We start from the raw sequence: 14,054 nt of genomic DNA, 5'->3' as shown, positions 1-14,054 counted from the left end.
GTCGTTCCGCAGGACGATGGGGGTCCCCCCTGCTCGAGCGAAGCCGAGAGCTTGGGGGAGGGTGGGCACAACGGGACCGGGGCGGTGCCTGTTCTCGGTTCGCCCTGGGGCGGTGCCTCGGGCCGGTGCCGGTCGGTGGGTGGGGGCGTGGCCCCTCCGGGCTCGCCTCCTCGGGGCCGGCGGCCTTCGGTTACGAGTAGGGGAGCCGAACTTGCGCCGCCGGTCCCCTGCGGGGGCGACCCTGCACGGCCCCGCCCCGGGTGCGTCGCCGGGTGCGGGACGGTGGGTGCCGGTCAGGGCGTGCCGTGGACGTGGCACGCCGCCGCGCGGCCGCGGCCGTCGAGGACCGGGAGGTCCCGCGTACGACACGCCGAGGCGAGGCCCGCGCGGTCCGCCTCGCCCGACGCCAGGACCTGGCAGCGCGCGTGGAAGCGGCAGCCCGGCGGGACGCGGGACGGGTCCGGGGGCTCGCCCGCGAGGACGACGGGTGGGACGGGCGACTCGGGGAGGACCGAGAGGAGCGCCTGGGTGTACGGGTGGCGGGGGGCCGACAGGACCTCCTCGACCGTGCCGGTCTCGACGATCCGGCCCAGGTACATCACCGCCACCCGGTCGGCGATGTTCCACGCCAGGCCCAGGTCGTGCGTCACGACCAGCGCGGACAGGCCCAGCTCGTCGCGCAGCCGGAGCAGGAGGGCGAGGATCTCGCCGCGTACCGAGGCGTCGAGGGACGCCACCGGCTCGTCCGCGACGATGAGTTCGGGTTCGAGGACCAGCGCGCCGGCGATGACGACCCGCTGCCGCTGGCCGCCGGACAGTTCGTGCGGGTAGCGCAGGAAGAAGCGTTCCGGGGGCCGCAGGCCGGCGCGGGCGAGGGCGGACGCGACGGCCGTGCGTTCGTCGCCCGGCGAGCCGTGGATCCGCAGGCCCTCGGCGACCGCGTCGTACACGGTGTGCCGCGGGTTGAGCGAGCCGCTCGGGTCCTGGAGGACGAGCTGCACGCGCCGGCGGTACGCCTTGAGGGCGCCGCTCCGGTACGAGAGGGGCGCGCCGCCGAACGTCACCGAGCCGGACGTGGGGCGGACCAGGCCCAGCAGGGAGCGGGCCAGGGTCGTCTTGCCGCAGCCGGACTCGCCGACGAGTGCGACGATCTCCCCGGCGCCGATGTCGAGGTCGACCCCGTCCACGGCACGGGCGGGCGGGGCGCCGCGCCGGGCGGGGAAGGTGATGTGCAGGCCGGAGGCGGTGAGGAGGGGCTTCACGCGGGGCTCCCGGGCGTCAGGACGCAGGCGGCGCGGTGCCCGGGGGCCGCCTGGACGAGGGGCGGGTCCTCGGACCGGCACGTCTCCAGGGCGGACGGGCAGCGCGGGTGGAACGTACAGCCGGGCGGCAGGGCGGCGGGGTCGGGCGGGTCGCCGGGCAGGCCGCGCGGGGCGAGCCGGGAGGCCGGGTCGCCGATGCGGGGGAAGGCGGCGGACAGGGCGCGCCCGTAGGGGTGCCGGGCCGCGTCGTACACGTCACGGGCCGGGCCCTCCTCGACGATCCGTCCGGCGTACATCACCGCGAGGCGGTCGCACGTGTCGGCGAGGACGGCGAGGTCGTGGCTGATCATGACGAGGCTGATGTCCTGCTCGGTGACGAGGCGTTCCAGCAGCCGCAGGATCTGCGCCTGGATCATCACGTCGAGCGCGGTCGTCGGTTCGTCCGCCACGATCAGCCGGGGGTCGCAGGCCAGGGCCATCGCGATCATCACGCGCTGGCGCTGGCCGCCGGACAGCTCGTGGGGGTAGGCGGAGGCGCGGGAAGGGGGCAGCCCGACCTGTTCCAGCAGGGCACCCACCCGTTTGCGGGCGGCGGCCGCTGAGGCCTGCCGGTGGACGAGGAGCGGCTCGGCGATCTGGTCGCCGACGCGGTGCACGGCGTTGAGCGAGTGCATGGCGCCCTGGAACACGATGGACGCGCCCGCCCACCGCACGGCGCGTAGCCGGCCCCACTTCATGGTCAGGACGTCCTCGCCGTCCAGCAGGATCTCGCCGCTCAGTCGGGCGGTCGCGGGCAGCAGGCGGAGCATCGCCAGGGCGAGTGTCGACTTGCCGCATCCCGACTCACCCGCGATGCCGAGCTTGCGGCCGGGGTCGACGGTGAGGTCCACTCCGCGGACGGCGGGGACGGCGGTGGGTCCCGCGCCGTAGGTGATGTGCAGGTCCCTGATCGTGAGGAGGCTCAACGCCCCACCCCCAGCCTCGGGTTGAGCACGGACTCGATCGCCCGCCCGCACAGGGTGAAGGCGAGGGCGACCACCGCGATCGCGATCCCGGGCGGGGCCAGGTACCACCAGTGCCCGGAGGAGACGGCGCCCGCCTCGCGCGCGTCCTGGAGCATGCCGCCCCAGGAGACGACCGTGGGGTCGCCCAGGCCGAGGAACGCGAGGGTGGCCTCGGTGAGGATCGCCGTGGAGATGCACAGGGTGGTCTGCGACAGGACCAGCGGCATGACGTTGGGCAGGACGTGGCGGCGCATGACGTGCCCGTGGCCGCCGCCGAGCGCCGTGGCGCGCTCGATGTACGGGCGGGACTCCACCGCGATCGTCTGGGCGCGGACCAGGCGCGCGGTGGTGGGCCAGCTGGCGATGCCGATGGCCAGGATCACCGTCCACATGCTCCGCGACATGACGGTGGCCAGCACGATCGCCAGCACGAGCGACGGCATCACCAGGAACCAGTCGGTGACGCGCATGACGACCGTCGAGAACCAGCCGCCGTAGTGGCCGGCGAGGACGCCGATCAGGGTGCCGATGGCGACGGAGAGCGCCGCCGCGAGCAGTCCCACGGTGAGGGAGATGCGGGCGCCCCAGACGAGGAGGCCCAGCAGGGGGCGCCCGAACTGGTCGGTGCCGAGCGGGAATCGGGTGCTCGGTGACTCCAGCGCCGTGCCGGGCGCGTCGGTCACGCTCTGCACGTCCCCGCCGACCAGGAGGGGCGCGGCGAGCGCGGCCAGTGCGATGAGGGCGAGGGCGCCGAGTCCGTACAGCCCGGCGCGCTGCCGGCGGTACTGGCGCCAGAAGCGGGCGGCCGACTCCCGTCGCCGGGCCCAGGAGAGGGAGGTGCGCGGTGTGGAGGTCATCGGCCCACCCGGGGGTCGAGCAGCGGGTACAGCAGGTCGGCGAGGAGGTTCATCACGATCATCGCGCCGGCGAACACCACGAACAGCCCCTGGACGAGCGGGAGGTCCGGCACGGACAGCGCCTGGTAGAACAGTCCGCCGAGGCCCGGCCAGGAGAACACCGTCTCGACGAGGATCGACCCGGCCGCCACGTGCCCCAGGTTGATGAAGATCATGGTGACGGTGGGCAGCAGGGCGTTGGGTACGGCGTGCCGGCGGCGTACGAGGTCGTCGCGCAGGCCCTTCGCCCGGGCGGTCGTCAGGTAGTCGCCGCCCATCTCGTCGAGCAGCGAGGCGCGCATCACCAGCAGCGTCTGCGCGTATCCGACGGCGACCAGCGTGAGGACGGGCAGCACCATGTGGTGGGCGACGTCGAGGACGTGACCGAAGCCCGTCTCGGTGCCGGACTCCATCCCGCCCGTCGGGAACATGCCGGGGACCGGGCCGACGCCCACCGAGAAGACGATGATGAGCAGCAGCCCGAGCCAGAACGACGGGACCGACCAGAGGGTCAGCGCCACGCCGGTGTGCAGCCTGTCGCCGGGGCTGCCGTGGCGCCACGCGGAACGGGTGCCGAGCCACAGACCGATCGCCGAGTAGAGGACGACGGCCACACCGGTGAGCAGGAGCGTCGCCGGGAGCTTGTGCGCGATCAGTTCGCCCACGGGTGCGCGGAACTGGTACGACGTGCCGAGGTCGCCGGTCAGGGCCTTGCCGCAGTAGTCGGTGAACTGCTGCCACAGCGGCAGGTCGAGGCCGAACTGCCTGCGCAGGGTGGCCATTTGCTCGGCGGAGGTCGGCATGCCGTGCGTCATGGCCCTGACCGGGTCGCCGGGGACGATACGGAAGAGGAAGAAGCTGGTGACGAGCACGGCGAACAGGGAGACCGCCGCGCCGCCCAGCTTGCCCGCCAGGTAGCGCGGATAGCCGCTCGTCGTGGTGCCCGGGCGCCGCGCCACCTCGGCGGGCGGGCCGACCGTCGTCGTCACCGGCTACTCGCGGTCGTCGGCGGTGGAGCGGCGGCGTACGGCGACCCCGGCGGCCACGGCGACGAGGACGACCGCTGCGGCCCCGATCCCGATCCACATGCCGGTGGGCGCGCCGCCGTCGTCACCCGTGCCGCCGGTGGCCGGCTCGGCGGACCACCAGCTCCAGTAGCCGTCCTGGCCGTAGATGTTGCCGCCGTCCGACGGCATCGTGGTGATCGACTTGATCTGGTCGGTGCGGTAGGCCTCCACCGCGTTGGGGTACGCCATGACGTTCATGTACCCCGTGTCGTACAGCCGCGACTGCAACTGGCGCACGAGGTCGGCGCGTGCGGCGGGGTCGTACTCGACCGCCTGCTTGGCGTACAGCTCGTCGTACTTCTTGTCGCAGATGAAGTTGTCGGTGGCGCCGGTGTCCTTGGGGGTGGCGGGCAGCGCCGCGCAGGTGTGGATGGACAGGACGAAGTCGGGGTCGGGGTTGACGGACCAGCCGTCGAAGGCGAGGTCGTAGTCGCCCTTGGCCCACGGGTCGGAGACGTTGTCCAGGCAGTCGACCTTCAGTCCGATGCCCAGCTCGCCCCACCACTCCTGGAGGTACTTGCCGACCGCCTTGTCGTGGGGGTCGGTGGCGTGGCACAGGATGCGGAAGTCGAGCGGCCTGCCGTCCTTGCCGACGCGCTTGCCGCTGCCGTTCTCGCGGTATCCGGCCCGGTCGAGGAGCCGCGCGGCGGCGGCGGGGTCGTGGCTGACCTTCTGCGCGGGTGCCGGCTTCCAGAAGTACGTGCCGAAGCGCGGCGGGATGTAGCCCTCGCCCTCCACGGCGTGGCCCTGGAAGACCTTCTCGACGATCGTCTCCCGGTCGACGGCCTGGAACAGCGCCCTGCGCACCGCCGGGTCGAGCAGGGCGGGGTGACCGCTGCCGAACTTCTTCCCGTCCCGCGCGCGTGCGCCCGGGTTGGTGGCGAGGGCGAAGAAGCGGCGGCCGGGCGCGTCGTTCACCCTGATGTTCCCGGCCGACTTCAGCGACGCGGCCTGGGCGGGGGTGAGGTTCGGCACGAAGGAGACCTCGCCCTTGCGCAGGGCGGCGACGGCGGCGTCACCGTCCTTGTAGTAGCGCAGCACCAGCTCGTCGAACTTCGGCGCACCGCGCCAGAAGCTCTTGTTGGGTTCGAGCTTCACGTACTGGTCGACCTTGTAGTCGGTGATGACGAACGGTCCGTTCCCGACGATCGGGAACTGCTTGTCGTTGTTGAACTTCGAGAAGTCCCCGACCTTCTCCCAGATGTGCTTGGGGACGATCGGCACGTCGAGGGCGGTCATCGTCGCCTGCGGCTTCTTCAGCTTGATGACGAGCGTGCGCGGATCGGGCGCGGTGACCCGCTCGAAGTTGGCGGTGAAGCTGCCGTTGGCGGTGGCGGCGTTCTCGTCCGTCATCATCGTGTTGAACGTCCAGGCGGCGTCCTCGGCCGTGGCCTGCTTGCCGTCGGACCACGTGGAGTCGTCGCGGATGGTGTACGTCCACGTCAGTTTGTCCGGCGACGGCTTCCAGGCGGTGGCGAGGCCCGGGATGGTGCGGGCGTCCTTCGCGTCGTAGTTGGTGAGGTACTCGTAGGTCAGCCGGTGGATGCTGGTGGAGACCAGCCGCTGGGCGAGGAACGGGCTCAGGGAATCCACACTCTGCGACACGGCGACGGTGAGGACGGACTTGTCCTTGCTCCCGTCCCCCTCGTCCGCCTGCGCCGGATGGCCGAGGGCGAGTGAGGTGGCGGCTATGCCTGAGGCGAGAAACACGCGGAGGGAGCGGTGTGGAGCCATGGTGACCATGAGGTTGACCTCGCGTCGATCTTGGGGCGCCAGCTGGTGAAGGAGGTGTACCAGCGGAGAACGAGCCGCGTCAACGGAGCGTCGACGGTGCGTCAGAAGCGTTCTGTGCAGGGGGAATAGGGCGAGGGCCCGCACCGTGGACAACGGTGCGGGCCCTCATTGGTCCAATCCTCTGACGCGCTACTGCTGAGGGGCTGGCGGCGCCTGCGGAGGCTGCTGCGGGGGCTGCTGCTGCGGCCACCCGGGGTGCGGCTGCTGCTGCGGGTGAGGATTCTGTGTGGGTTGGGGCTGGGGGTGCTGGGGGGAGTGGGGTGCCTGGGGAGCTTGGGGTGCCTGGGGGTGCTGGTGTTGCGGGGGGTGCTGCGCGTTCGGCGCGTTCTGCGCCGGGGGCATGGGCTGGCCCGGCTGCTGGTACGGCTGCCAGCCCTGCGGCGGTACGCCGGGCTGCTGCGGCGCGTACGGCTGCCCCGGGTACGGCTGCTGGCCCGGGTACGGCTGCCCGGGCATCGGCTGCTGCCCCGGCATCGGCTGCTGACCGGGTACGGGCTGCTGTCCCGGTACCGGCGGCGCCATCTGCGGAGGCACGGAGCCCTGTCCGTCGCCGGTCCACAGCCCTTGCGCCTGCTGCGCCCGGGCGAAGTCCTCGGCGACCATCGCGGAGAGGTTGAAGTACGCCTCGCGCGTCTTCGGCCGCATCATGTCGAGGTCCACCTCCGCGCCCGCGGACAGGTGCTCGTCGAAGGGCACCACGATCACACCGCGGCAGCGTGTCTCGAAGTGCTGCACGATGTCGTCGACCTTGATCATCTTTCCGGTCTCCCGGACACCCGAGATCACCGTGATGGAACGCTGCACCAGGTCCGCGTAGCCGTGCGCGGACAGCCAGTCGAGCGTGGTCGACGCGCTCGACGCACCGTCGACCGAGGGGGTCGAGATGATGATCAGCTGGTCCGCGAGGTCCAGCACACCGCGCATCGCGCTGTAGAGCAGACCCGTCCCGGAGTCGGTGAGGATGACCGGGTACTGCTTGCCCAGCACGTCGATCGCGCGCCGGTAGTCCTCGTCGTTGAACGTCGTCGAGACGGCCGGGTCCACGTCGTTGGCGATGATCTCCAGACCGGAGGGCGCCTGCGAGGTGAAGCGGCGGATGTCCATGTACGAGTTCAGGTACGGGATGGCCTGGACGAGGTCGCGGATCGTGGCCCCGGTCTCGCGGCGCACGCGGCGGCCGAGCGTACCGGCGTCCGGGTTGGCGTCGATCGCGAGGATCTTGTCCTGCCGCTCGGTCGCCAGGGTCGCGCCGAGGGCGGTGGTCGTCGTGGTCTTGCCGACGCCGCCCTTGAGCGAGATGACGGCGATCCGGTAGCACGACAGCACCGGCGTACGGATCAGTTCGAGCTTGCGCTGCCGCTCCGCCTCCTCCTTCTTGCCGCCGAGCTTGAAGCGGTTGGCGGCGGAGGGGTTGCGGCTGGACTTGGCCTTCTGCTTGTTGTTGCGCAGCAGGCGGTCGGACGACAGCTCGACGGCCGCCGTGTAGCCGAGCGGCGCTCCCGGTACGGACCGCTCGCGCTGGTCGTGCTGGACGGACGTCGGCCAGGCGGCGCCGGTCCGCGGGTCGACGGGCGGCTGCGGGGCGTTCGGCTGCGGAGCGTCCGGCTGCTGGAGGTGGGGCGGCTGGGGCTGGTGGGGCTGCGCCTGGTGCGGGTGGTGCGGGTGCTGCGGGTGCTGCGGGTGGGGCTGGTGCGGGTTCGGCTGCCCGGGGTGGGGCTGCTGCGGGAACCCGTACCCGCCCTGGGGGGCCGGAGCCTGCGGTGCCGGAGCCTGCGGAGGCAGCGCACCGCTGGGCCCGGGCTGCGACGGCTGCTGCACCGGCTGCGGCTGCCCCGGGTGGGGGAAGCCGTACCCGCCCTGGGGCTGGCCGGGCTGGGGGAACCCGTAGCCGCCCGCGGGCTGCGCCTGGGGCTGTGCCTGGGGCTGGCCGGGGTGCGGGAAGCCGTACCCGGCCTGCGGGGGCAGCGGTGCGGCGGGCGGCTGGGCCTGTGCGGGGGCGGACGGGACCTGCTGCTCCGGTGACGGGACCTGCGGGGCGGGCCACTGCGGCGCACCCGCCGGCGCGGCCGGCTGGAACGCGGGCGGCAGCGGCGGTAGCTCGGCGCCCTGCTGGCCGGGCACCTGCGCGGGTGCGGCCGCCCACGGCTGCACCGCCTCGGGCACGGGCGGCTGAGCCTGCGCGGGCGCGGCTGCCTGCGCCTGCACCTGCTCGGGGGCGGGCGGCGGAGTGTCCTGCGGCGGGGTGTCCTGCGGAACGGCGTCCTGGGGGGCGGTGCCCTGCGGTGGGGCGTCCTGCGGCGGGGTGGGCTGGGGTGCGGGGTCCTGGGGTGCCGGGTCGGTCACCGTGTCGGGGGTGCCGTCCGTCGGCTCCTCCACCGGGGCGTCCGCGCCGGCTTCGGCCGCGCCCGTCTCGGCGGCCGTCCCTTCGGAGGCGTCCGTCCCGGTGCTGCCGGCGGCAGCGTCCGACGGGGCCTCGGAGTCGCCGGGGTCCCCGGAGTTCGCGGACGAACCCTCGGCCGCCGCCGACTTCGCCGCCTCGCGCTCCGCGATCTCGGCCATCTCGCGCTTCAGCGCGGCCGGGGAGAAGCGCATGGTCGCGCCGCTCTCCACGTCCCCGCCCCCGAAGGGCTGCGGTGCCTCGTCCGCGGGCGCGGACGTCTCCGCGGGCTCGGTGGCGGCGACCGGGGCCGCGGCGGGGGGAGTGGGGGGAGCGGCAGGCGGGGCCGGCGCCTCCGGTACGGGTGCGGGCTCGGCGGGCGCCGCCGGGGCCGGCGTACCGGACCCATCGGACGCATTGGGCACAACGGGCGCAACGGGGGCGTCCGGCGTCCAGTTCGACTCGAAGCCGCCGTCGTGCGGCGCGGGCGGCGGCCCCGGCACGGCCACCGGCGTCGCCCCGTGCGGCGGCGGGGGAGGCGTGGCAGGTGTGGCAGGCGTCCCGCCGCCCGACGTGTCACCCGCGTTCTGCGTGTACCAGGCGGGCGGGGTGTAGTCGATGGTGAACTCACCCGTCATCTCGGCGGGATCCGCGTCGGACTCCTCGACGGGAATGTTCCAGCTCCCGTGGATGTCGTCCCGATCGCCGTTCACTTTGCCTCCTGGTGTGGTCGAGCACCCTTGTGCCGTCGTGGGTGGGGGCCACCGTTGTTCCGATCGGCCCGGCTCTCCCCCGGGGGCGCGGCGGCATCACCGCCGGCCGTACCGCGCCCCCACCCACCCTAATCGCCAACACCACCCGCCCGGCAGGCCCGCCCGTCGTCGCCCTCCCGGCCCCGCCCCCGGTGCTGCCCTCATGTGACCCCGATGCGGCGGAGCGTGAGGGCCGGGGGGCGTGGAAACGGGCGCAATGCGGTGGAAGCCGGCGGAAGTCGGGCGCCCGATCCGATCGGCGTACGCTCCCCAACGATCGGGTCTCGGCCGCAGCGGGACGTGAGCGCGCCGGGCCGGGCGCGACGCCGGGCGGGCGGGGTGCGTCAGTTCAGGTCGAACTCGCCGTCCCGCGCACCGAGCACGAAGGCCTCCCACTCGGCCTCGGTGTACCGCAGGACGGTTTCCGGTTCGAGGGACGAGCGCATGGCGACGGCGCCGCCCGGAAGGTACGCGATCTCCACGCGTTCCTCGTCCGCGCTCGTACCCGGGGCGCCGTGCCACTCGACGCCGGAGATGTCGAGTGCGTACAGCGCGTCCTTCTCCTCTGCGCTACCCATCACGGTTCCCTTCACTTGCGGCCAGGCTGAACGGACGGGCGTGGACAAACGCCCTGTGGCGGCGCGTAGTTGTGTGCAGCCCAAGCGTCACCACGGGCATCCTAGGCCAGCTCAGCGCCGTGGGAGGGAGTGCTTCCGCGGATCGGTGCCCCAGCGCGCGGCCGCGCGCGTACCGCGTCACCCGGTGGAGGGAGGCGCGACAGGCGCCGCCGGTCCACCCCGCGGTGGTGAGCCCGGCCCATGGTGCTGACTCCGGCCCGCCGCCGGTCAGGCCAACCCGCCGCCGGTCAGGCCAGCCCCCCGCGGTCAGGCCAACCCGCCGCGGTCAGGCCGACCCGCCGCATTCAGGCCAGCGGCCGGTCCGGCCCGCGCCGGTCCGCCCCGCCCTGGTCGGCCCCGCTCGCGGTCAGTCCATCCGCCGGGGCATGCCCAGCAGGCCCGACTCCGCGTCCGTGGCACTCGTCATCACCCAGTGCCGCTCCCGCCCGGCGCACCAGAGGGTGACGCCGTCCGCCAGGGTCGGCAGTGCCTCCGTCTCCGTCGGGTGCAGGCCGAGTATCCGGCCGATCTGCTGGGCCTCCTGCGGCGACACCCGCTGGACGCCCACGAGCGTCGACGTCCGCATCAGCCGGGGTGCGACGGGGCTCAGGTAGGGCAGCAGCGTGAGGACGGACTGCCATGGCGACGACACCACGCGTCCGCGCGGCGGCCGCATACCGCAGTCCCGTACGACGACGACCGGGCTTCCGACGGTCGCCCCCATGGGCGGGACGCGGCCCACGTCGTGCAGGGTGACGCAGTCGAGCCCGGCGCCCGCGGACTGCGACAGGGTGGTCCACTCCCGCGGGCGTCCCGTCTCCACGGCCACCCGCGCCCCGGTGCCGGCGGCGCGCAGGGCGAGCACCTGCGCCGTCCACAGACCGCCGATGAGGAGTACGTCGTAGGGGGTCGAGCGGTGGAAGCCGACCAGCTGGGGGCGGCCCTCCGCGTCGTCGCCGATGACCACGCCGTCGTCGCCGACGGGCAGGGGCAGCGCGCCGAGGTGGTCGGTGACCACGCTGTGCCCGGCGTGGCCCGGGCCGAACAGGCCCCGAAGGCCGCGGGATGCGCGGGCGGCGCGCGATCCGCGGGAGCCGCGTGCGGAAGCCGTGCGGGCCATCAGCGGCCACCTCCCAGCGGCAGCGTCGCCAGCACGCCCGGCAGCTGTTCGCGGTCCAACCGCTGGAGGCCCACCTTCGCGGCCCGGGCGGCCTGCTCCAACGCGCGCCGCACGCCGACGAGTTCGGTGTCGGAGCCGCCGGTGATGCGGATGTGGCCGCGGACGTTCGTCGCGCCCTGGCGGGTGCCGCGGCGCAGGGTGAAGCTGACCGTGGTCGCGTACGCCGGTACGGAGGTGAGCAGCGACACCAGCTTGGGCAGCGGCGTCGCGCCCCGGCCCAGCTCGGGCCAGCGGCCGACGGCGTACGTGGTGTGCCAGCGGTCGTCGCACCGCCACACCCGTGACGTCTCGGCCGTACGGCGCTGCGGTGCCGCTCCGGGCTGGGACGCCCGCGCCGCGAGCCGCGGATTCGCGCAAGCGGCTGTGGCGATGGTGGAGTTGAGCTCCTCCTGGTCCAGGACGGCGGCCTGGAAACCGGCCCCGGTCATCCGGCTCGCCACGTGGTCGGCGGCGCGCACCAGGCAGCGCTGCGCGCCCTCGACGCCGCCGCCGCGCGCCTTGACGGCCTCCGCGCACAGCTCCGGGTCCAGCTTGAGGGCCACCCAGGTCATGCGCAGCGCGGGCGCCCCGGTCCGCTCGTGCAGCGGTGCGTACGACAGCCGCGCCACGGCCTGCTGGGGCAGGTGCGGAGCGGGGGCCGGCCGCACCTGCTGCACCAACTGCACGGATTCCAGAGCGATGTCGTCGACGGCGAGGGCGTCGCCGAGTACCGAAAGGGGCAGTGCGCGGGCGCCGGAGGCGGGGCGCAGTCCGGCTCCCTGGGCCTCGATCCGCACGACCGCGGTCAGGAAGGTCCCGTCGCCCAGCATGCCGACGGTGCGGCGCTCGCGGTCGACGTAGGGGAACGGGCGGAAGCCAGGGACGCTCTCCGCGACGCTCGCGAGCGTGGGGTCGGCGTCGGGGGTGGGGACCGTGGCGTTGCGCCTGCGGGAGCGGAGGGCGAGTGCGGTGGACAGCCAGTCCTGAAGTGCCTGGCCGCGGCGGCGGATCACGGCGAACAGGACGAGGAGGCAGGCGGCGGCGCAGGTGGGGACGAGCCAGAGCCCGCCGAGGGCGACTCCGGTCGCCGCCAGTGCGAGCGCCGCCTCCACCAGGACCAACTGCCGCAGCTGGAAGGGTCCGACGCGGCTGGTGCGTGCGAGGGGGCGCAGTGTGGTCGTCGCGGGGATCTCCCGAACCGCGGACGCGGACCGGGCGTTGGGTCTGTCGTCGGGCCGGCCGTTGCGTCGTGCGTCGCCGTTGCGGGTGTTGCCGCGGCCGCCGCGAGGCCCGTTGTCACCGCCGCCACGTGCCGTGTCGCTGCCGCCGTTACTCCGTTGCCGTCGGGAAGTGCCGGGGGCCCGTTCGGATGTCCGCCCACTTCGCGCGCGCGTCGCCGTACCCATCGCCGCGTTGCCCCCTCGTGTCCGCAATTGCCAAATTCTCATGGGCGTTGACCGGGCGATCACCCTACCTGAGCGGGGAGACGCAAGCGCCAGCAGGCATAGTAGTGCTCGGTGCGACGGCAGCGGTTTTCGATGCGTGTGGGAACCTGGTCGCCCAGAGGGGATGAGGGGCAGCGGACAAATGGCATCACGACGGGACGAACTCAACGCCTATACCTTCGCAAAGCGGAGGCTTGTTGCGCAGTTCGTGCAGCCGAACACCACCGGCTCAGAGGAGGGCGCTCCTCGTCCGCTGCGAGCGGTGCTGCCGGGAGCCATCGTCGGCGCGGTGGTCCTCGCCGTCTTCGCGGCGTGGGGCATGTTCAAGCCGGTGGCGCCCAAGCAGTGGGACACCCCCGGTGAGAACGTCATCATCGCCAGCAAGTCGACCACGCGGTACGTGGTGCTGAAGACCGGCGACAAGAAGCAACTCCACCCGGTCCTCAACATGTCCTCGGCGAAGCTCCTGCTGCTCCCCGACAAGGGCAAGGTCATCAACGTCGACGAGTCGGTGCTCGACAACGGCAAGATCCCGCACGGCGCCACCCTCGGCATCCCCTACGCCCCAGACCGGCTGCCCGACGCCAAGGAGGCCGGCGCGGCCAAGCGCTGGGCGGTGTGCGAACGCCCCGGAGAGGGCGGCCGGGCCATCCAGAAGGCCGCGTTCGTCTTCGCCGACCGCGAGGAGAACAGGACCGAGGGCGCGAGCCGCCTGCGCGGTGGTGAACTCCTGTACGTGGAAGGCCCCGACAAGGCCCGCTACGTGGTGGACGCCGGGGGCACCGCGTACCCGGTGAAGAAGGACGAGCTGCTCCTGCGTCAGCTGGTCGGACAGGGCCGCGCCGCCCAGCGCGTGTCCGCCGCCTGGCTCGACACCCTCCACCGGGGCGACACCATCACCTTCCCCACCGTCCCCGGCCAGGCCGGCGAGCCCGCCGGAGTACCCGGGCTGCTCGACGACGACGACAACGAGGTGGGCACGGTCCTCATCGCCACGGACGGCACGAAGAAGCAGCACTACGTCGTCCTGAAGGGACGGGTCGCTCCTGTCTCCGACTTCATGGCCAAGCTCCTCCTCAACAGCCGTGAGCTGATCGGCCTGGGGCAGGCGGGGCAGGCCAAGTCGGTCAGCGCCGGTGCCTTCGAGCCGGGCGAGGCGTTCGGCGACGACAAGAAGTGGCCGGAGTACGCCCCCAAGCCCGTCAACGAGGCCGGCATCGCCGACGGCAGCCGCAACACCGTGTGCAACGTGCTCCGCGAGGTCGACGGCGACACCGGAGCGACCACGCTGAGCACCTGGGCGGGCAGCGACTTCCCCGCCACCCTGCCCACCGGTTCCAGCAGCGCCTACGTCACGCCCGGGTCGGGCCAGTTGTTCCGGCAGTTCAAGGGCTCCACCACCGACTCGGGCTTCCTCTTCCTCGTCACCGACACCGGCCTGCGGTACGCGATGCAGTCCAACGGCGACAGCGCCACGGCCGACGCGGGCATCGGCTCGTCCGGCTCCAAGGAGGAGAAGCGGGCGCGCGAGCAGGAGGCGCAGCAGGCCCAGAACCGGCTCGGCTACAAGGGCGTGGACCCGGTACCGGTGCCCGCCGCCTGGTCGACCTTCCTGCCGACCGGCCCCCGGCTGTCCACCGGCGCGGCACGCCAGCCGCAGGGATCCTGAGGGCGGGACGGC

At 73.4% G+C, this 14,054-nt stretch carries 10 protein-coding genes; 1 reads left to right on the top strand and 9 read right to left on the bottom strand.

Features of this window, described 5'->3' with window-relative positions; translation table 11 throughout:
* Positions 1 to 293: 293 nt before the first annotated feature.
* From EIZ62_RS07910 to eccE, 9 genes are all read right to left on the bottom strand, one after another.
* Positions 294 to 1,262: an ABC transporter ATP-binding protein gene (locus tag EIZ62_RS07910; RefSeq protein ID WP_156692002.1), complete on the bottom strand. Its 969-nt coding sequence runs from the start codon at positions 1,260 to 1,262 to the stop codon at positions 294 to 296.
* The gene (locus EIZ62_RS07905; protein ID WP_156692001.1) at positions 1,259 to 2,227 is read right to left on the bottom strand and encodes an ABC transporter ATP-binding protein; all 969 of its coding nucleotides are present in this window, start codon (positions 2,225 to 2,227) and stop codon (positions 1,259 to 1,261) included. The genes EIZ62_RS07910 and EIZ62_RS07905 overlap by 4 nt, the downstream gene beginning before the upstream one ends.
* A complete protein-coding gene (locus EIZ62_RS07900; protein WP_156692000.1) occupies positions 2,224 to 3,123 on the bottom strand; it encodes an ABC transporter permease in 900 nt (299 codons plus the stop codon). Before EIZ62_RS07900 ends, EIZ62_RS07905 begins: the two co-directional genes overlap by 4 nt.
* Positions 3,120 to 4,121, bottom strand: a complete 1,002-nt coding sequence (locus EIZ62_RS07895; protein WP_208828178.1) for an ABC transporter permease — start codon at positions 4,119 to 4,121, stop codon at positions 3,120 to 3,122. Before EIZ62_RS07895 ends, EIZ62_RS07900 begins: the two co-directional genes overlap by 4 nt.
* Positions 4,122 to 4,154: 33 nt before the next feature.
* Positions 4,155 to 5,972: an ABC transporter substrate-binding protein gene (locus EIZ62_RS07890; RefSeq protein WP_156691999.1), complete on the bottom strand. Its 1,818-nt coding sequence runs from the start codon at positions 5,970 to 5,972 to the stop codon at positions 4,155 to 4,157.
* Positions 5,973 to 6,152: 180 nt separating this feature from the next.
* Positions 6,153 to 9,113 carry an SCO5717 family growth-regulating ATPase gene (locus EIZ62_RS07885; protein ID WP_156691998.1) on the bottom strand — a complete coding sequence of 987 codons (2,961 nt, stop codon included), beginning with the start codon at positions 9,111 to 9,113 and terminating at the stop codon, positions 6,153 to 6,155.
* A gap of 383 nt (positions 9,114 to 9,496) precedes the next feature.
* Entirely contained in the window at positions 9,497 to 9,730 is a 234-nt protein-coding gene (locus EIZ62_RS07880; RefSeq protein ID WP_156691997.1) for a DUF397 domain-containing protein, read from the bottom strand.
* A 406-nt stretch (positions 9,731 to 10,136) separates the two neighbouring features.
* Positions 10,137 to 10,889: a hypothetical protein gene (locus EIZ62_RS07875; RefSeq protein ID WP_244375552.1), complete on the bottom strand. Its 753-nt coding sequence runs from the start codon at positions 10,887 to 10,889 to the stop codon at positions 10,137 to 10,139.
* Positions 10,889 to 12,334, bottom strand: a complete 1,446-nt coding sequence (gene eccE / locus EIZ62_RS07870) for a type VII secretion protein EccE (protein ID WP_208828174.1) — start codon at positions 12,332 to 12,334, stop codon at positions 10,889 to 10,891. The genes EIZ62_RS07875 and eccE overlap by 1 nt, the downstream gene beginning before the upstream one ends.
* 181 nt (positions 12,335 to 12,515) lie before the next feature.
* Between eccE and eccB the strand changes: the two genes are divergently transcribed.
* Positions 12,516 to 14,042: a type VII secretion protein EccB gene (eccB, locus tag EIZ62_RS07865; protein WP_156691996.1), complete on the top strand. Its 1,527-nt coding sequence runs from the start codon at positions 12,516 to 12,518 to the stop codon at positions 14,040 to 14,042.
* Positions 14,043 to 14,054: the final 12 nt, after the last annotated feature.

Origin of the sequence: Streptomyces ficellus, from assembly GCF_009739905.1 — a bacterium.
GTDB lineage: Bacteria > Actinomycetota > Actinomycetes > Streptomycetales > Streptomycetaceae > Streptomyces > Streptomyces ficellus_A.
The sequence above is the reverse complement of the archived record's forward strand: the minus strand, read 5'-3'. Positions and strand labels throughout refer to the sequence as shown.

Coding starts and splice junctions, on each gene's coding strand:
- EIZ62_RS07880 (WP_156691997.1), bottom strand. CDS start 9,730: ATGGGTAGCGCAGAGGAGAAGGACGCGCTGTACGCACTCGACATCTCC.
- EIZ62_RS07875 (WP_244375552.1), bottom strand. CDS start 10,889: ATGGCCCGCACGGCTTCCGCACGCGGCTCCCGCGGATCGCGCGCCGCC.
- eccE (WP_208828174.1), bottom strand. CDS start 12,334: ATGGGTACGGCGACGCGCGCGCGAAGTGGGCGGACATCCGAACGGGCC.
- EIZ62_RS07900 (WP_156692000.1), bottom strand. CDS start 3,123: ATGACCTCCACACCGCGCACCTCCCTCTCCTGGGCCCGGCGACGGGAG.
- EIZ62_RS07890 (WP_156691999.1), bottom strand. CDS start 5,972: ATGGTCACCATGGCTCCACACCGCTCCCTCCGCGTGTTTCTCGCCTCA.
- eccB (WP_156691996.1), top strand. CDS start 12,516: ATGGCATCACGACGGGACGAACTCAACGCCTATACCTTCGCAAAGCGG.